The organism is Novosphingobium chloroacetimidivorans (assembly GCF_014204535.1).
GTDB lineage: Bacteria > Pseudomonadota > Alphaproteobacteria > Sphingomonadales > Sphingomonadaceae > Novosphingobium > Novosphingobium chloroacetimidivorans.
Map to the genome: position 1 here is coordinate 159,399 of NZ_JACHLR010000003.1, position 17,965 is coordinate 177,363.

17 protein-coding genes are annotated in these 17,965 nt (G+C 69.1%); 5 read left to right on the forward strand and 12 right to left on the reverse strand.

Features of this window, described 5'->3' with window-relative positions:
• Positions 1-12: 12 nt before the first annotated feature.
• Genes hemC through HNO88_RS04800 form a run of 3 tightly spaced genes read left to right on the forward strand, consistent with a single transcriptional unit; the run spans position 13 to position 2,653 of the window.
• Positions 13-954 (forward strand): hydroxymethylbilane synthase, encoded by a 942-nt coding sequence (gene hemC, locus HNO88_RS04790; protein ID WP_184242941.1) that lies wholly within the window; start codon positions 13-15, stop codon positions 952-954.
• A complete protein-coding gene (locus tag HNO88_RS04795) occupies positions 951-1,658 on the forward strand; it encodes a uroporphyrinogen-III synthase (protein WP_184242942.1) in 708 nt (235 codons plus the stop codon). Before hemC ends, HNO88_RS04795 begins: the two co-directional genes overlap by 4 nt.
• Positions 1,659-1,666: 8 nt before the next feature.
• Positions 1,667-2,653, forward strand: a complete 987-nt coding sequence (locus HNO88_RS04800) for an MICOS complex subunit MIC60 (protein WP_221419833.1) — start codon at positions 1,667-1,669, stop codon at positions 2,651-2,653.
• An 84-nt stretch (positions 2,654-2,737) separates the two neighbouring features.
• Here the strand turns inward: HNO88_RS04800 and HNO88_RS04805 are convergent, their stop codons facing one another.
• From HNO88_RS04805 to kdpF, 7 genes are all read right to left on the reverse strand, one after another.
• The gene (locus tag HNO88_RS04805; protein WP_246381182.1) at positions 2,738-4,021 is read right to left on the reverse strand and encodes a cell wall hydrolase; all 1,284 of its coding nucleotides are present in this window, start codon (positions 4,019-4,021) and stop codon (positions 2,738-2,740) included.
• A gap of 51 nt (positions 4,022-4,072) precedes the next feature.
• Positions 4,073-4,768: a response regulator transcription factor gene (locus HNO88_RS04810; protein ID WP_184242944.1), complete on the reverse strand. Its 696-nt coding sequence runs from the start codon at positions 4,766-4,768 to the stop codon at positions 4,073-4,075.
• Entirely contained in the window at positions 4,765-7,434 is a 2,670-nt protein-coding gene (locus HNO88_RS04815) for a DUF4118 domain-containing protein (RefSeq protein WP_184242945.1), read from the reverse strand. The genes HNO88_RS04810 and HNO88_RS04815 overlap by 4 nt, the downstream gene beginning before the upstream one ends.
• Positions 7,431-8,021: a potassium-transporting ATPase subunit KdpC gene (kdpC, locus tag HNO88_RS04820; protein ID WP_184242946.1), complete on the reverse strand. Its 591-nt coding sequence runs from the start codon at positions 8,019-8,021 to the stop codon at positions 7,431-7,433. Before kdpC ends, HNO88_RS04815 begins: the two co-directional genes overlap by 4 nt.
• A gap of 214 nt (positions 8,022-8,235) precedes the next feature.
• Positions 8,236-10,266, reverse strand: coding sequence for a potassium-transporting ATPase subunit KdpB (gene kdpB / locus HNO88_RS04825; protein WP_184242947.1), 2,031 nt, complete (start codon positions 10,264-10,266; stop codon positions 8,236-8,238).
• Positions 10,267-10,276: 10 nt separating this feature from the next.
• Positions 10,277-11,995: a potassium-transporting ATPase subunit KdpA gene (gene kdpA / locus HNO88_RS04830; RefSeq protein WP_184242948.1), complete on the reverse strand. Its 1,719-nt coding sequence runs from the start codon at positions 11,993-11,995 to the stop codon at positions 10,277-10,279.
• A 13-nt stretch (positions 11,996-12,008) separates the two neighbouring features.
• Positions 12,009-12,098, reverse strand: a complete 90-nt coding sequence (gene kdpF / locus HNO88_RS04835; RefSeq protein ID WP_184242949.1) for a K(+)-transporting ATPase subunit F — start codon at positions 12,096-12,098, stop codon at positions 12,009-12,011.
• A 337-nt stretch (positions 12,099-12,435) separates the two neighbouring features.
• Here kdpF and HNO88_RS22185 point away from each other — a divergent pair, with 337 nt between their 5' ends.
• Positions 12,436-12,909 (forward strand): hypothetical protein, encoded by a 474-nt coding sequence (locus tag HNO88_RS22185; RefSeq protein WP_246381183.1) that lies wholly within the window; start codon positions 12,436-12,438, stop codon positions 12,907-12,909.
• Here HNO88_RS22185 and HNO88_RS04845 read toward each other — a convergent pair.
• Positions 12,819-14,051, reverse strand: a complete 1,233-nt coding sequence (locus HNO88_RS04845; protein ID WP_184242950.1) for an RsmB/NOP family class I SAM-dependent RNA methyltransferase — start codon at positions 14,049-14,051, stop codon at positions 12,819-12,821. The two genes, HNO88_RS22185 and HNO88_RS04845, sit on opposite strands and share 91 nt — an antisense overlap.
• A gap of 55 nt (positions 14,052-14,106) precedes the next feature.
• Here HNO88_RS04845 and HNO88_RS04850 point away from each other — a divergent pair, with 55 nt between their 5' ends.
• Positions 14,107-14,289 carry a DUF1674 domain-containing protein gene (locus HNO88_RS04850; RefSeq protein WP_184242951.1) on the forward strand — a complete coding sequence of 61 codons (183 nt, stop codon included), beginning with the start codon at positions 14,107-14,109 and terminating at the stop codon, positions 14,287-14,289.
• Positions 14,290-14,296: 7 nt separating this feature from the next.
• Here the strand turns inward: HNO88_RS04850 and HNO88_RS04855 are convergent, their stop codons facing one another.
• The 4 genes from HNO88_RS04855 to HNO88_RS04870 all read right to left on the reverse strand — a co-directional run bounded on the left by HNO88_RS04855 (position 14,297) and on the right by HNO88_RS04870 (position 17,867).
• Positions 14,297-15,298, reverse strand: coding sequence for a sensor domain-containing diguanylate cyclase (locus HNO88_RS04855; RefSeq protein WP_184242952.1), 1,002 nt, complete (start codon positions 15,296-15,298; stop codon positions 14,297-14,299).
• A gap of 130 nt (positions 15,299-15,428) precedes the next feature.
• The gene (locus tag HNO88_RS04860; protein ID WP_184242953.1) at positions 15,429-15,953 is read right to left on the reverse strand and encodes a L,D-transpeptidase family protein; all 525 of its coding nucleotides are present in this window, start codon (positions 15,951-15,953) and stop codon (positions 15,429-15,431) included.
• Between the two features lie 20 nt (positions 15,954-15,973).
• The gene (locus HNO88_RS04865; protein WP_184242954.1) at positions 15,974-17,263 is read right to left on the reverse strand and encodes an adenylosuccinate synthase; all 1,290 of its coding nucleotides are present in this window, start codon (positions 17,261-17,263) and stop codon (positions 15,974-15,976) included.
• A 157-nt stretch (positions 17,264-17,420) separates the two neighbouring features.
• Positions 17,421-17,867, reverse strand: coding sequence for a YybH family protein (locus HNO88_RS04870; protein WP_184242955.1), 447 nt, complete (start codon positions 17,865-17,867; stop codon positions 17,421-17,423).
• Between the last annotated feature and the right edge of the window lie 98 nt (positions 17,868-17,965).

Genomic DNA, 17,965 nt, shown 5'->3' on the forward strand with positions numbered 1-17,965 from the left:
CACGTTTCGCCCATGATCCCACCTGACCCCCCGCGCTTTCGCCTCGGCACCCGCCGCTCCCCGCTCGCCATGGCACAGGCGGAGGAAGCGCGGGCGAGGCTGGCGGCGGCGCACGGCATCGAGGCTGCGCATATAGAGATCGTGCCGGTCACCGCCAGCGGCGATCGCATCCAGGACCGGGCCCTCGCCGAGATCGGCGGCAAGGCGCTGTGGACCAAGGAGCTCGACGCCTGGCTTACCGCGGGAGAGATCGACTTCGCGGTGCACTCGGCCAAGGACGTCGAGACGATCCGGCCCGAGGCGATCGCGATCGGCGCCGTGCTCCCTCGCGAGGACGTGCGCGACGTGCTGGTCGGCGCCGCCAGCGTGACCGCGTTGCCGCAGGGTGCGATCGTCGGTACCAGCGCGCCACGGCGCGCGGCCCAGCTGCTCCATGCCCGGCCCGACTGCCGGGTGGTCACCTTCCGCGGCAACGTGGCGACGCGGCTGGCCAAGCTGGCAGCGGGCGAAGTGGATGCGACGTTCCTCGCGCTCGCCGGGCTAAACCGGCTGGGCGAGACCGGCACCGGTCACCCGCTCGACGCCGAAGCCTGGCTACCCGCCCCCGGTCAGGCCGCGATCCTGATCGAATGCCGCGCCGACGATGCACGCACGCGCGAGTTCCTCGCCGCGGTGGACGATGCGCTGAGCCGCGAGGCGGTGCTGGCCGAGCGGGCACTGCTGGCGGCGCTGGGCGGAAATTGCCACAGCCCGATCGCCGTGCTGACGGGGCGGGAGGGTGCCATGCTGACGATACGCGCGGCGCTCTACAGCCCGGACGGCGCCGAACGGGTCGAGGGAGAGACGGCCTTCGCAGCCGACGATCTGACGGCGCCGGCCCGGCTGGCCGCCGACTTACTCGCCCGTGCGCCCGCGGCGATCACCGTGCACTTCTCGGGCCCTGCGACTTCATGAGGCGATTGATCGTCGTGCGTCCGGAACCCGGCGCCACGGCGACCGTAGAGGCAGCGCGGCTTCAGGGGCTCCAGGCCGACGCCTACCCGATCTTCGTCGTTCGGCCGATGCCGTGGGAGCCTTTGCCGCGCGAGGTGGTCGATGCCGTGCTGCTGGGCAGCGCCAACGCCTTGCGCCATGGCGGCCCCGCGCTGGCGGCCTTGCGCGGTCTGCCCTCTTACTGCGTCGGCCAAACGACCGGCGATGCGGCCGGCGCGGCGGGCTTCGACGTGGTGGCAGTCGGCACGGGCGGGCTCCAGAACGTTCTCGAGGCACTGGCGCCGAACCATCGGCGCCTGCTGCGCCTGACCGGCGCGGCGCACGTGCCGCTGGATCTGCCTCCCGGGATCACGGTTGAAACCCGCGCGGTCTACGCCAGCGATGCGCTGCCACTGCCAAGCGACCTGCAGAGCGCGCTTGATGGCGGCGGCGTGGTCATGCTCCATTCGGGCGAGGCCGCGCGCCACTTCGACAGGCTCTGTGCACCCGCCGTGATCGACCGCGCCGGCATCGCCCTTGCCACCATCGGCCCACGCGTATCGGCGCTCGCCGGGGAGGGCTGGTCCGAGGTGCGCAGCGCCCCCCGCCCCAGCGACGCCGCGCTTCTGGCCTTGGCCCGCGAGATGTGCCAAGACGCCGCTGGGGAAGCCGAAATCCCCCGCTGAAAGGCCCGATGCAGGACGATACCCCGAACGTAACGGAAGCGGTTGGGCCGGAGGCGACTGGTTCGCAAACGCCATACGCGCCCGCCACATCCATCCCGACACCGCGGCGCAGATCCGTCCGCACCGTGTTCCTGGCCATGCTGCTGGCCTTTCTGGCCGGCGCGGGCGGTGTGGCCTACCTTGCCTGGCATGGTGAGCTTGCCCGTTACCTGCCTGCCCGCAGCGGTTCCGGCCAGTCCTCTGCGACCGATGGAGCTCGAGACGGGATTGCCGGTACCGCGTCCGGGGCCGGAGGGAGCCGTGCAGCCACGCCGAACGAGGCGGTCGTCTCGATGGAAGCGCGCCTGGCCATGCTGGAGGATCGCTTCTCCCGCCTCGATTTCGAAGCCAGCGCCGCCTCCGGAAACGCCGCGCGCGCCGAGGCGCTGCTGATCGCCTCGGCCGCCCGCCGGCTGATCGAGCGCGGCGAACCGCTCAGCTTCGTGGCCGACCAACTCACCTTGCGCTTCGGCGATGCGCAGCCACAGGCGGTGCAGACGATCACGACATTCGCGAGCAACCCGGTCACGCTCGACCAGCTGACTGCTCGCCTCGAGGCGCTCGCCCCCGATCTCACCGACAAGTCGCAGAGCATGAACCTGTGGTCGCGCACCCGCCAGGAGCTCGCCAACCTGTTCACCGTGCGCAGCGATTCGCCGACGCTGCTGACCCCTGCCGCCCGCATCGATCGCGCACGCCTGATGCTCACCGCCCGACGGATCGACAATGCCATCGACGAGGTGGAGCGGATGCCCGGCGCCGACGCGGCGCAGAAGTGGATCGCCGATGCGCGCCGGTTCGAAGAAGCCCAACGCGCGCTGGACCTGGTCGAGACGACAGCGATGCTGGAGCCGCGCCGCCTGCGGGACGGCTCCGGCCAGGACGTGACGCAGCCGAGCCCGCTCTCCGCGCCTGAACCGAGCCCGGTGCCGACGGCCGTTCCGACGGCGCGGTAAGGACGCGGGTTACACCAAGCCAACGTCCACAGCGTTTCATATGGTGGATGGCGCCGCTCCCGATCCAGCTTCACGGATCAGGGGCTAAGGCTTCGCCGTCGCCTCCGTGCCGTCCTTGAAGCGCACGCCCTTCAGCGTGACTGGCGCTGGCACGGCAGCTGGCGCCGCGGGCATCGGCTTGTTGGCGGCGGGAGCGGGTGCGGGTGCGGGAGACTTGCTCCACAGGCACTGTCCCGCCGGCCGCTTGAACTGGGTGCAGTTCCACAGCGCGCGTTCAAGGTTGATCGAGCGATCGCGCAAGTAGCTGAACGACAGCGCGCCGAGCTGGTCGGCCGACAGCTTGGCGGTGGAGCCTTGCGGCAACTTGGCCGGATCGGTCCAGCCCATGAACTTGCAGCGTGGACGCGCGCCGCACGTGAAGGCGGCGATCTCGGCGAAACTGGCGGCCTGTCCCGGCGAGAGCAGCACGAGGTAGCTGTCCGGGTTGTCGTTGCTGGGTTTCACCACCTGGTTGCCGATCGCCACCGTCGGGGGCCCCGGTACGCCCTCGCCAAGCATGCCCGGCGCAAGCTGCACCCCGTGCTCCGGGAAACGGGCAGAGAGCTGCGGAATGCGAGGCTCTTGCCCCGTCGCGCGGAAGCGGAACGCGGCCGGGGTGCCCCACCACCCGCTCCAGCGGAAAAACAAGTGCGAGTGCACCGCCACGATCTTGTCGAGGCTGGCGCTCCAGTACGGCACCACCCAGTCGGTGTGGTAGTGCGTCGCCTGTCCCACCGGCTTGTAGACGCTGCCTGACAGCGCCGCGGATGCGATCGCTCGCGCCCGGGTCCACGAAGGCTCGGAGTAGAACCGGGCAAGCGCGCCGTCGCACGTGAAGGTGAACTGACACCCCGTCCGGCGCTCGGAGCCTTGGAACACCACGCCGCAGACAGTGCGCGGGAAGGCGGGATGGCGCACGCGGTTCAGCACCACTTGCGCGACCGCGCGCTGCCCTTCCGGATCGTCGCCCGCCTCGTAGAGCACCGCGGCAGCCAGGCAATCGAGCGCGCGCAGGCGATCCTCCTCGCTGCCGGCGAAAGCGAACGGGCGAGCGGCGGGGTTGGGTGCGGTGCTGAACGGAACCGACGCATTGAACGCGCGCGCATCTCCTGGTGCCAGGGCTCGAAATTCGATCGGCTCGACAGGCGGGACGACGTCGGGCGGCGCAACGGTGGGCCGGCCGGCCGGCATCGGCGCAGCACGATGAGCAAGCGTGGCCGGGCCGATGCGCATGACGGCGATCAGCAGCGTCAGCGCCGCCAGCGTCACGCCGATCACCAGACCGGCAAGGGCGGGCGAACCCGCGCCCGTTTTCAAAAGCTTGCTCATCCGCATCGCGCCGGCTCATACTCTGCTGGACGCGCGTGGCTAGGCTGAACCTCAGGCCGGCTTGAGCCGCAGGCGGTAGCCGACGCCAAGCTCGTTGCAGATCAGCTCGGGCCTTTGCGGGTCCTGCTCCAGCTTCTGGCGCAGGCTGCGCACCAGGACGCGCAGATACTCCACGTGGTGCTCGGACTCGCGCGGCCAGACCGAGGCCATGATCTGGTTGTGCGTCACCACCCGGCCCGCGGCGGAGGCCAGCTGCGCCAGGATCGCGAACTCCTTGGGTGTAAGATGCACTGGCTCGCCGCCCTTGGTGATCTCCCGATTGAGCAAGTCGATAGTGACGTCGCCGGCCGCCAGCGCCGCCGGTCCGCCCTCGCGCGTCACCTTGTTGCGCAAGGCGACGCGCACGCGCGCGAGCAGTTCCTCGGTGTCGAACGGCTTGGTCAGGTAGTCGTCGGCGCCCAGGTCCAGCGCGGCGACCTTTTCCTCCGTGGCCTCGCGCGCCGAGACGACGATCAGGGTCGTGTCGAGCTCCCGCTTGATCAGTGGCACCAGTTCCAGCCCGTCGCGGTCGGGCAAGCCCAGGTCGAGCAGCACCACGTCGGGTCGCTCTGCGCGCAAGTGCGCCATCGCCTCGCGTGCGTTGCCGGCTTCGAGGGCGGCATAGTCGGCCCGCTGCAGGGCGGCGAGGATCAGCCGGCGGATCTGCGGCTCGTCGTCGACCACCAGCACCTTGTGGCGCAGCTTCATGGCACCTCGCTCGCCGCCACCGACGTCAGCAGCAATGCCTCGGGAAAGCGCAAGGTAAAGCAGGCGCCGTGCGGATCGAGGTTGTTGGCGGCCTCCACGCTCAGCCCCATGGCCTCGGCAAAGCCCTTGACGATGGCAAGGCCCAGCCCGGTTCCATGCTGGACCCGGTCGGAACCCTGCAGGCGGGTGAAAGTCTCGAACACGCGGCGCTCCTCGCCGGGCGGGATGCCCGGTCCACGGTCGATCACCGAAACCAGCAACGCATCGGGCAGCCGCCGGCCGCGGATCACGATCGGGGTGCCGGCATCGGCATAGCGTCCGGCGTTGTCCAGCAGGTTGATGAGGCAGTGGTGCAGCAGCACCGGATCGACGCGCACCAGCGGAATGTCGGCGGGCACGTCGACCACGACTTCATGCCCCTGCAGCGCGGCCCGGGTATCGTGCGCGGCGCCGGCGACCGCATCGAACAAGTCGGTCGCCTCCAGCTTCATCGGCAGCGCGCCCGCTTCGATGCGCACCATGTCGAGCAGGTTGGCGACGAACCGGTTGAGCCGCTGCGCCTCGGTTTCGATGGTCGCGGCCAGCTCTGCCGATGGCTGGCGACGCAGTTCCTGCGCCGCCGAGAGGATGGTGGTGAGCGGCGTACGCAAGTCGTGGCTGACCGAGGACAGCAATGCCGAGCGCAGGCGATCGCGCTCGCCGATCGCGCGGGCCTGCAGGTTCTCCTCCTCCAGCGCCACCCGGTCGAGCGCGATGGAGGCCTGGTCGAGCAGGCTCATCAGCAGCGGCAGCTGGTCCGAGCGGAGGGGATCGCCGGCATCGCCGCGCGCGACGCCAAGAGCGCCAAGAACGCCCCGGTTGGTGCGCAAGGGGTGGAACAGCCAGTCCGATGCGGTCAACGTTGCCGAGCCCCGGCCTGCCGGCTGCCCGTTCGCCAGCGCCCATTGCGCCGCGGCCATCTCGATCTGGTCGAGCCGATCCTCGGGCGGGTAGGCCGCGCGCAGTTCCGGTCCGTTGGCCGATGGCAGCAGCAGCACCGTGTTGAGGTCGAGCAGGCGCGCCACGTCCGCGCAGATCGCCTGCATCAGCTCGTCTCGGGTGGCCGCCGCGGTCAGCTGGCGCGAGAAGCTGGCGAGCGCGGCGTTCGCCCGGCTGCTGGAGGCCGCGAGATCGGCCTGCGTGCGCACCCGCGCTGCGAACTGACTGGTGACCAGCGCCACGCCCAGCAACACCAGGATCGAGACGATGTTCTCGGGATTGTTGACGGACAGGGTACCAGTGGGCGGCAGGAAGAAGAAGTTGTACGCGAGACTGGAGGCGATGGCGGCGAGCAGTCCTGCACGCACCCCGAAGCTGGCGGCCGCGAACATGACCGGCACCAGATAAAGCAGCGCGACGTTGCCAAGGTCGATCACCTGCAGCAGCAAGCGCCCGAGCAACGTCGCCGCGACCACCGCCAGCAACGGCCAGAGGTAGTCGGTCGGCTTCCCCCAGGCGCTCGCCGGGGGCAGGCGCAATGGCTGGCGCCGCACCGGGGCCTCGCCCGAGGGGAGCACATGCACGGCGACGTTGCCGATCGTTCGCACAAGACGATCGACCACCGAGCCGTGGCGCCGCTCGAACCACCACGAGCGCTCGGACTTGCCGAGAACCAGCTGCGTCGCCCGCGCCTCGCGAGTGAAGCGGCGGAGCCCTTCGATGGCGCTGGTCGCCGGCACGCTGGCGGTCGAGGCGCCCAGGCGCGAGGCCAGCGCGAGCGTATCGGCCAGTTGCCGCCGTTCCTCGGGCGTGAACTGCCGGTCGCGCGCGGTTTCGATGTGCACCGCGGTCCAGGGCGCCTTCAAGGCATCGGCCAGCCGCTTGCCGGCGCGCACCAGACCGGCGGCGTGGACCTGTTCGCTGACCGCGACCACGATCCGCTCGCCTGCCGCGAAGCTGCCCGCCAGCGAGTGGGCGCGGACATGCTCCAGCATCTGTGCGTCGACCGCCTGCGCGGCACGGCGCAGCGCCAGCTCGCGCAAGGCCGTCAGGTTGGACTTGGAAAAGAAGTGGCCCAGCGCGCGCGTCGCCTCGTGCGGCACGTAGACCTTGCCTTGCTTCAAGCGCTCGATCAGCTCGTCGGGCGGGATGTCGACGACTTCGATCTCGGCCTGCTCCAGCACCGAGTCCGGCACCGTCTCGCGCACGCGCACGCGGGTGAACGAGGCGACCACATCGTTCAGGCTCTCGACGTGCTGGATGTTCAGCGTCGAGTAGACGTCGATCCCGGCCGCGAGCAGCTCCTCGACATCCTGGTAGCGCTTGGGATGGCGACTGCCCGGCGCGTTGGTGTGCGCCAGCTCGTCCACCAGCGCCAGCTGCGGGCGGCGCTCCAGCAGCGCGTCGATGTCCATCTCGCCCAGGCTGTGGCCGGCGTGATCCACCTGACGGCGGGGCAAGATCTTGTGACCGGCGAGCAGCGCCTCGGTCTCGCGCCGGCCATGAGTCTCGACCACGCCGACGACCACGTCGGTGCCCTCTTCCTGGCGCTGGCGGCCGTCAGACAGCATCTCCCAGGTCTTGCCGACGCCCGGCGCGGCCCCGAGGAAGATCTTCAAACGGCCACGGCCCTCCTGCGCGGCAGCACGCAGGAGGGCTTCGGGAGAGGGTCGATCGTCGGTGTTCACCGCGATGGCTTAGCGGACACACCATCGAGCCGTCGATTCAACTCGAACACATTGACCCGCGGCTCGCCGATGAAGCCGAAGATCGGCCGCTCGATCTGGCGCTCGACCAGGCGGCGGATCTCGCCTGCCTTCAGGCCGCGGGCGCGGGCGATACGCTCGATCTGATAAAAGGCCGCCTCGGGGCTGATATCGGGATCGAGCCCCGAGGCGGAGGTGGTCACCAGGTCGGACGGAACGGGTCGACCGGGTGCAGCAGCTTGGTGGGATTGCACATCGGCCTTCACGCGGTCGGCCAGCACCTGCGAGGTGGGGCCCAGGTTCGAGCCGGAGGACGCGAGGCCGTCGTAGCCCTCGCCGGCGGCGGAGGGGCGCGTTTGGAAGTAGCGGTCGGACGTGAAGGCCTGGCCGACGATGGTGGAGCCGACGGCTTTGCCGTCCTGCATGACCAGGCTGCCGTTCGCCTGGCTCGGAAACACGGCCTGGCCGATGCCGGTCATGGCGAGCGGATAGGCGATGCCGAGCAGCAGCGCGAACAGCAGCGTCATGACGAGCGCCGGACGCAGGGAGGTGAGAATGTCGTTGTTCATGAGATGAACTCCTGATGGAGCAAGCAAAGGTTCCATTCGCGACCGACGTCACCCTGAACTCGTTTCAGGGTGCATCGGGCGGCGCGTCTCGAAGGCTCGAGTTGCCAACGGCGAATGCGGCATGCGGCGGCATAGCGCCGGGCTTGGGGGCGAGATGGATCCTGAAACAAGTTCAGGGTGACGATTGATGTTCGACAGATGGCTGTTGTGATCATCACGCCAGCCCCATCCCGTTCACGGCGAGGTCGATCAGCTTGATGCCGACGAAAGGCGCGATCAGTCCGCCCAGACCATAGACCGCGAGGTTGCGCGCCAGCAGCGGGCCGGCCGCCATCGGCTTGTACGTCACGCCCTTGAGCGCGAGGGGCACCAGCAGCGGGATGATCAGCGCGTTAAAGATGATGGCCGAGAGGATCGCGCTTTCCGGTGTCCCCAGTCCCATCACGTTGAGCACGCCCAGCCCCGGATAGAGCACCACGAACATGGCCGGGATGATCGCGAAGTACTTGGCGACGTCGTTCGCGACCGAGAAGGTGGTGAGCGCGCCGCGGGTCATCAGCAACTGCTTGCCCAGGCCGACAACCTCGATCAGCTTGGTCGGGTCGCTGTCGAGATCGACCATGTTGCCCGCCTCGCGCGCGGCCTGGGTGCCGGTGTTCATGGCGACCCCGACATCGGCCTGCGCCAGCGCCGGTGCATCGTTGGTGCCGTCTCCGCACATCGCCACCAGGCGGCCGCCCTCCTGCTCCTTGCGGATCAGCGCCAGCTTGTCCTCGGGCGTCGCCTCGGCGAGGAAATCGTCGACCCCGGCCTCGGCGGCGATCGAGGAGGCGGTCAGCGGGTTGTCGCCGGTGATCATCACGGTGCGGATGCCCATCGCCCGCAGCTCGCCGAAGCGCTCGCGGATGCCCGCCTTGACGACGTCCTTGAGGAAGATCGCGCCGAGCAGCTGGCCATCCACCGCGACCGCCAGGGGCGTGCCGCCGGCGCGGCCGATCTCGTCGGTGATGCGGCGCAGCTCGGTCGCCGCCGCGGTGCTTCCGGCGCCGGGATTGGCCTTGAGCACGGCCTGCACCGCCCCCTTCTGGATGACGCGGCCTCCGGTGTTCACGCCCGAGATGCGGGTTTGCGCGGTGAACGGGATCACCTCGGCTCCTTCCGGCAGCGTGGTCGCGTCGAAGCCGAAGCGCTGGTGCGCCAGCACGACGATCGAGCGGCCTTCGGGGGTCTCGTCCGCCAGGCTGGCCAGCAGGGCCGCTTCCGCCAGCGCGGCGACATCGGTGCCGCCGACGGGCCGGAACTCGGTCGCCTGCCGGTCGCCGATGGTGATCGTGCCGGTCTTGTCGAGCAGCAGCACGTCGACATCGCCCGCCGCCTCGACCGCGCGACCGGACTTCGCCAGCACGTTGAAACGCACGAGGCGGTCCATGCCGGCGATGCCGATGGCCGAGAGCAGCGCCGCGATCGTCGTCGGGATCAGCGTGATCAGCAGCGCCGCCAGGATCGAGACGGGCACGCTGCCGCCGGCGTAGCTGGCAAAGCCGGGCACGGTGGCGACGGCGATCAGGAAGATGATCGTCAGTCCGACCAGTAGCAGGGTCAGCGCGATCTCGTTGGGGGTCTTCTGCCGCTCGGCGCCTTCGACCAGCGCGATCATGCGGTCGAGGAACCCCTGGCCGGGATCGACGGTGACACGCACGCGGATCTCGTCGGAGATGACGCGGGTGCCCGCCGTCACCGCCGAGCGGTCGCCGCCCGCCTCACGGATCACGGGAGCGCTCTCGCCGGTGATCGCGGCCTCGTTGACCGAGGCGACGCCGGCGATAACCTCGCCGTCCGAAGGGATGAGGTCGCCGGTCTGCACCAGCACCACGTCATCCTTGCGCAGCGCGCTGGCGGGAACCTCTTCAACGCCTGCACCCTTCACGCGCTTGGCGGTGAGTTCCGCCTTGGTGGCGCGCAGCGAAGCGGCCTGCGCCTTGCCGCGCCCTTCGGCGAGCGCCTCGGCGAAGGTGCCGAACAGCACCGTCAGCCACAGCCAGACGACGAGCTGGAGCTTGAAGCCCAGGCTCAGCCCATCCTGCCCGACGACGAGCAGCACGGTCAGCAGCGTGGCGACGACGGCGGTGGTGAACATCACCGGGTTGCGGATCAGCTCGCGCGGATTGAGCTTGCGGAAGGCGTCGCCGATCGCGGGAACGATCAGGTCGGCGGTGAACAGGGACTTGGATTGTGCTCGGGACATGGAACGGTCCTCAGAAGAGCTGGCCGCGGATCATCGCGAGATGATCGGCGATGGGCCCCAGCGCGAGGCTGGGCAGGAAGGTAAGACCGCCGACGATCAGCACGATGCCGATCAGCAGGCCGGTCCACAGCGGGCCGGTGGTGGGGAAGCTGCCGGCAGTCTCGGGCGTGTGCTTCTTGGCCGCGAGGCTGCCGGCGACCGCCAGCATCGGCACGATGATGAAGAACCGCCCGACCCACATCGCGACGCCCAGCATGCCGTTGTAGAACGGGGTGTTGGCGGTCAGACCGGCAAAGGCCGAGCCGTTGTTCGCCACTGCGCTGGTGAAGGCGTAGAGGATCTCCGAGAAGCCGTGCGGCCCCTTGTTGAGCGGCCCTGCCAGGCCCACCGGCAACACGGCGGCGAGCGCCGTCATGCCCAGGATCACGAGCGGCAGCACGGCGATGGCGAGCACGGCGAGCTTCACCTCGCGGCTCTCGATCTTCTTGCCCACGTACTCGGGCGTGCGGCCGACCATCAGCCCCGCCACGAAGACGGCCAGGATGGCGAACAGCAGGAAGCCGTAGATGCCCGCGCCGACGCCGCCGATCACGACTTCGCCCAGCTGCATGTTGAACAGCGGGATCATGCCGCCGAGCGCCGTGAAGCTGTCGTGCATGGCGTTGACCGCGCCGCAGCTCGCAGCGGTGGTAACGACCGAGAACAAGGCGCTGGCGGCCACGCCGAAGCGGACTTCCTTGCCCTCCATGTTGCCGCCGGGGACGCCCAGGTTGTGGAGCACCGGATTGCCCGCCGCTTCCTGCCAGTAGGTCACCGTGGTGCCGACCAGGAACAGCGTCATCATCGCCGCCAGGATCGCCCAGCCCTGGCGCGTGTTGCCCACCGCCTTGCCGAACGTGTAGGTCAGCCCGGTGCCGATCGCGAAGATCGACAGCATCTGGATCAGGTTGGTGAGCGCGTTCGGGTTTTCGAACGGATGCGCGGAGTTGGCGTTGAAGAAGCCGCCACCGTTGGTGCCCAGCATCTTGATCGCCTCCTGAGAAGCGACCGGCCCCAGCGCCAAGGTCTGCCTGGCGCCTTCCAACGTGGTCACGTCCACCGAACCGGCGAGCGTCTGCGGCACGCCGCTGGCGATGTAGAACAGCCCCAGCACGATCGAGAGCGGCAGCAGCAGGTAGAGCGTCACGCGCGTGATATCGGCCCAGAAGTTGCCGATCCCGGTCGCACCCCCGTTCGGGCTTGGACGCCGCGCGAAGCCGCGGAACAGCGCGAAGGCCAGCGCGATGCCGGTCGCCGCCGAGAGGAAGTTGTGCAGCGTCAGCGCCAGCATCTGCGACAGGTTCGACATCGTCGATTCGCCCGCATAGCTCTGCCAGTTGGTGTTGGCGGTGAAGCTGATCGCCGTGTTGAACGCGAGATCGGGGCCGACCGCGCCCAACCCTCGCGGATTGAGTGGCAGCACCGCCTGCGCGCGCAGCAGCACATACGTCAGCAGCAGGGCCGCCGCGTTGAAGATCAGCATGTGCACGGCATATCGCCGCCAGGACTGGTCCTCCTGCGGGTCGATGCCGGACAGGCGATAGAACCCGCGCTCCACCGGGCCGAGCACGGCATGCAGCGGCGTGCGGCGTCCCTCGTAGAGTGCGAAGAGCCACAAGCCGACGGGCTTGGCGAGCGCCAGCAGCACGCCGACGAAGACTGCGATCAGCAGCCATCCTGCGATGGTCATGTGCCCGTGCCCCTCAGAATCGTTCGGGCCGCACGAGCGCGGCGACGAGATAGACGAGCAAGCCCAGCGCGGTCGCGCCGGCGAGCCAGAGATCGATGGTCATGGCTTGGCTCTCCTCACGCACGCTCGCAGAGCGCGGCGTAGGCCAGGCTCCCGATCAGCAGTACGAGGAAAAGGCCGACCCAAAATACGTCGTGCATGGCGAAGCTCCTGCAGGCTCGCGCGACAAGGATGCGAGCCGTTGCAGGCGACCCATTAGGCCCGCCGCGCGTTGGAAATCGAGATGTGGGCTAAGCTCGCCGCATAGTGATTGCGTATGATTTCACGCTACTTGCCCCCGCGCCCATCCCTGCTCTCACGCGCGAGCGCATCTTCCGGCCACAACTTCCGCGCTCGCGCGCCGTTTCGCTTGGATGAGGCAGAAAGGCGATGGACCGGACATGACAAGGCCAACACCGGATAGTTCGCGAGGACAGACCCATGATCGCGACGAAGCGGAAGGCCGCGCCAGGCCCGCAGCTCCCGTCACGCCCGACGGCCGCTACCTTGTCGTGCGCGGCCGCTTGTGGCGGCGGAGCAATCCCCACCTCGACGAGGCGAGGCGCAAGGCGCTGGTCGCAGAGCTGATGGACGCACGCCGCGCCGTGAAGTCAGCGCTTCACGGCGCGGCCGAGGATTTGCGCACCGCGCGCGGCCGCGTGGATGCCGCGAAGGTCGCCCTGGGTGAACGCGGCCCGGTCTGGTGGGACGATGGCGCGCCCGACTACAATCGCCACCTCGTCCGCAACACGCCTTACGCACAATGGCATGCGCTGCCGGAGGATCAGGCCTTCGTCCAGCGGGCGATGAAGAAGCCGTCGAGCCCGCCTTCGTCCCGCAGCATGCCGGGGTCGGTTCGCAGCCAGCCCTCATGATCAGGGGCAAATCCCGCCGGCAGTTCGTCGGCGCGGATCACGTTCCGATCGAGCGCGACCTTGCCGGCGCGCTCCTCGCCCTCCTCGGGCTCCAGCGAGCACACCGCGTACACGAGCCTTCCGCCCGGGACCAGCCATTCGGCTGCCCGTGACAGCAGGGCGCTCTGCAATTCGGCCATGTCGGCGATCTGGCGCGGGCCGATGCGATGCAGCACGTCCGGGTGACGGCGGCACGTGCCGGTCGCGGTGCACGGCGCGTCGAGCAGGATCGCATCGTAGGCTTGATCGGGCTGCCAGGTCCGGGCGTCGGCGGTTACCACTTGGGCGGCAAGGCCCGTGCGGTCGAGGTTGTGGCGCAGGCGCTCCAGCCTCCGCTTGCTGACATCGAGCGCAGTGACCTGCCACCCGGCGGCGGCGAGCTGGAGCGTCTTGCCGCCTGGCGCCGCGCACAGATCGAGCACGCGCCGGCCCTCTCCCTGTCCCAGCAATCGCGCGGGCAGGCTGGCGGCGAGGTCCTGCACCCACCAGGCGCCATCGCGGTAGCCGTCCAGGCTCTCGATGGAAGCGCCGCGCGGCAGCCGCACATGGCCGGAAGCCAGGGACGTGCCACCCAGGCGCGCGGCCCACTCCGCCGTCGCGTCGATCTCGCGCAGGGTCACGTCGAGCGGCGGCGGCTCGGCCAAACCTCGCGCGATCGCAGCGGTCCGCTCGCCCCACCGCTCGCTCACGGCAGGGGGCAGAGTGGGCATCTCGGGCAGCGCCGCCCCACCCTTCATCAGCGTCGAGAACACCCCATGCGCGAGCCGCCGGGGGCCACCCATCAGCAGCGGCAACCCGGTCGCGATCACGGCATGCGCGGGTGTCTCCAGCCGCAGCACTTGCGCCAGCATGATCTCCAGCACGGCACGCGACTTGGCATCGTCGGGCAGCACCTGCTGCGTGGCGCTGTCGATCAGCGCGTCAAGGTCGGTGCGCCACCGCAGCGCTTCGGAGGCTATGGCGCGGGCAAGCGCACGGTCGGGCTCGCCCCGGATACGAGCCAGCGCCGAGCTGCCCGCCTGCTCCAGGGTCTCGCCACGCCGCAGCACCGCATCGATCAAGCTGAGCGCGGCACGTCGCGCCGGAAGTCCGGGTATGTCCATCGCCTGCACCTAGGAGCGATTGCCAAGCCGCGCCAGCCGCCCCACATGCAAAAGCATGACACAGCCAGCCAGCTTCCAGCGAGCCACCCGGCGCCCGGAGACCTTCCAGAAGCCCGCGCACTGGACGGACACACCGCCCCCGAAGCCCGAAGCCGCCCGGTCGGAACCGGATCCCGACGGTCTTTCGCCCACGCGCTATGGCGACTGGGTGCACAACGGCATCGCCATAGACTTCTGAGCGCTGCTCAGGGCTGCGCGGCGTCCATTCCTGCGGCGACGCAACAGTTGCGACCGCCGCGCTTGGCGGCGTATAACGGAGCATCGGCGGCGGCAAACCAGTGCTCTGCGTCGGTCGTCGCGCCATCGAGCATGGCCACCCCGAAGCTGGCGGTGATTACCAGGTGCACACCCGGCAAGGGCTCGATCGAGGCGGAGGCTATGGCCTCGCGGAAGCGGTCCGCAGCGGCGAGTGCCGCCTCGCTCCCGGTTTCGGGCATCAGCATGGCGAACTCCTCGCCTCCCAGCCGTCCGAGCAGGTCATTGGGCCGCTTGGCAGCTTCGAGCACTGCGGCGACCTGTCGCAGCACCGTATCGCCTGCCGGATGGCCATAAGTGTCGTTGATCGACTTGAAGTGATCGATGTCGATCATCGCCAGGCTCGCCGGGCGACCATAGCGACGGTGCCGCTCGATCTCCTGGTTGGCGCTCTCGACGAAGCCTCGTCTGGTCAAAACGCCCGTCAACTGATCGCGCCCGGCGATGCGGCGCAGTTCCAGCTCGTCGACGACGATCCGCGCGAACTTGTCGAGGATGGCGATCTCGGCGGGCGAGAATTCGCGCGTCTGGGTGTCGATGGCACAGAGCGAGCCGACGTTGTAGCCCTCCGAGGTGCGTAGCGGCACGCCGGCATAACTGCGGATGTTGAGCTCGCCGCGCACCAGCGGATTGTCGGTAAAGCGCTCGTCCTTGGTGGCGTCTGGAATCACCAGCGGCTCGCGCTGGGCAATCGTGTGGGTGCAGAACGACACGGCGCGCGATGTCTGCGCCGCGTCGATCCCGCTGCGGGCCTTGAACCACTGCCGGTCGGCATCGATCAGCGACACCGCGGCCATAGGCACGCCCAGGACGGTACGGATCAGGGCAACGACATTCTCGAAGGGTTCTTCGGGCGGTGTGTCCAGCACTTCGAGACGGCGCAGAGCCGCGAGCCGGGCGAATTCATCGTTCAACGCAGGATCTCGATACATCCCTTGTACTCACTCTGGCCTGACACTCGTTTAGACGACCACTTGCCACATTGCCGACCTGGATGAGTACACAAGTGATCGTTAACAAATCTCTTCTCGATCCGCTCCGCTCGCCGCAGCGTGGGTGCCATCAGGGGACGATCTCGATCTCCGCGCCATCGGGGACGAGGCGCCACAAGGTTTCGATCTCCCGGTTGGACACGGCGATGCAGCCGTCGGTCCAGTCGCCGGCGATGCGCTCGGGAGAGGCATTGGGCTGGCCATGGATCATGATCAATCCACCGGCGCTGCGCCCCACCGCGCGTGCCGCCGCGACCTGGGCGGCCGTGGGGTAGGAGACGTGGAGCGAGAGATGGTAGGCGCTGCGCGGATTACGCCAGTCGATGCGATACCGACCCTCCGGCGTGCGGCCATCGCCTTCGAAGCGCTTGGCTCCGTGGGGCTCGGGGCCAAGCTGGATGTCAGCGACGGTCAGCAGCAACTGCCGCCCCGACCAGACCTCCAGCGTGCGCGCGGCCTTGCGCACGCGCAGGAAGTCGGCCCGGAGCGCCGGGCGCGGCGCGTGGGCGATGGAGGATGGCGCAGGTCGCGGCGGCAAAGGCGCCGAACTGCAGCCCGCCACGATCAGCAGGACGATGGGAGTGAACCGCCGCATCGCCCTGCCTATCATCACCCTCAGTCCTGGAACGGGTCGCGCACGAGGATGGTGTCCTCGCGCTCGGGGCTGGTGGAGACCAGCGCCACCGGCGTCTCGATCAGTTCCTGCACGCGCTGGATGTACTTGATCGCCTGCGCCGGCAGGTCCGCCCACGAGCGGGCTCCGGCGGTGGTGCCGCTCCAGCCTTCCATTTCCTCGTAGATCGGCTCGACGTTGGCCTGGTCGGCGGCGTGGCTGGGGAAGTAGTCCAGCACCTTTCCATTCAGGCGATAGCCGGTGCAGATCTTCACCTTGTCGAAGCCGTCGAGCACGTCGACCTTGGTCAGGGCGATGCCGGTCACGCCCGAGATCGCGCAGGACTGGCGCACCAGCACCGCGTCGAACCAGCCGCAGCGGCGCTTGCGGCCGGTAACGGTGCCGAACTCGTGACCACGCTCGCCCAGCCGCTGGCCGGTTGCGTCCTCCAGCTCGGTCGGGAACGGGCCCGAGCCGACGCGGGTGGTGTAAGCCTTGACGATGCCGAGCACGAAGCCGGTGGCCGAGGGACCCAGGCCCGAGCCGCTGGCGGCAGTGCCGCTGACGGTGTTGGAGCTGGTGACGAACGGATACGTGCCGTGATCGACATCGAGCAGCACGCCCTGCGCGCCTTCGAACAGGATGCGCGCGCCCGCCTTGCGCACCTTGTTCAGGCGCTTCCACACCGGCTGCGCATACTGCAGCACGAATGGCGCGATCTGCTTGAGCGCATCGATCAGCGCGGCGCGATCGACCGGCGCCTCGCCGAAGCCGGCGCGCAGCGCGTCGTGGTGGGCGCAGAGACGATCGAGCTGCGGTTCCAGCGCGTCGAGGTGCGCCAGATCGCAGACGCGGATCGCGCGGCGGCCGACCTTGTCCTCGTAAGCCGGGCCGATGCCGCGCCCGGTGGTGCCGATCTTGCCCGAACCGGCGGCGGCCTCGCGCAGGCCGTCGAGCACGCCGTGGATCGGCAGGATCAGCGGGCAGTTGTCGGCGATGGCGAAGTTCTCGGTATTGATCACCACGCCCTGGCCTTCGAGCTTCTCGACCTCCGCCTTCAAGGCCCAGGGATCGAGCACCACGCCGTTGCCGATGATCGAGAGCGTGCCGGTGACGATGCCCGAGGGCAGCAGCGAGAGCTTGTAGACCTGCTCGCCCACGACGAGCGTGTGGCCGGCATTGTGGCCGCCCTGGAAGCGCACCACGGCATCGGCCCGGCTCGCCAGCCAGTCGACGATCTTGCCCTTGCCCTCATCGCCCCACTGGGCGCCGATCACGGTTACGTTGGCCACAGTTACACTGCCTCCACCTGCCAGGGTGGATCCACGGAACGCCCTTCGACAGGACTCGGCGATCGGGATGGTTCGGTCGAGCGGCAGGCCGCCCGGATTGCGGGGGCGCTCCTAAGGCAAGGGCGATGGGCACGTCAAGCCGGCATCGCGGGGCCCTTCAAGATGACAGGCCGATCCCTTCGTAGAACTCGCCGGTCAGATCGCCCGGACCCGAATAGAGCAGTTCGTGCAGGCGCCAGGAGATGCGCCAGCGATCGCCGCCGTCGACATAGTACTCGTAGTAACGCGCGACCGTCGTGGTTGGCGGGCCCAGGATCCAGGCGTAGTGCTCGGTAACATACGTCCGCCCGCTGGCGCGCTCGGGTCCGGTCAGTTCGAGGTACGGGGTGCGATAGCCGACGAGCACCCGCTTGATGCCTGCCAGCGTGCGCTCGAACTCGCGCACGATCTCGTCGCGGCCGCGCAGCACCGAGCCGTCGACCCGCCACTCGGCGTCGGGGGTGAAGCACTGCGCAAACGCCGCGGCATCCTTGCGCCAGACCGCATCGGTGTAGAGCGCATGCAACTGGCGGATGCGCGCCTCGGAATTGGCGAAATCGGTCATCGGCGAAGGCGTGTCGCGCTGGCCCCGGTGGCGGACATGAGCAATCGCTAGACCCGCAATAGGCCGGCCTGGCAACCGATAGTCCGGTCCGATCCTCC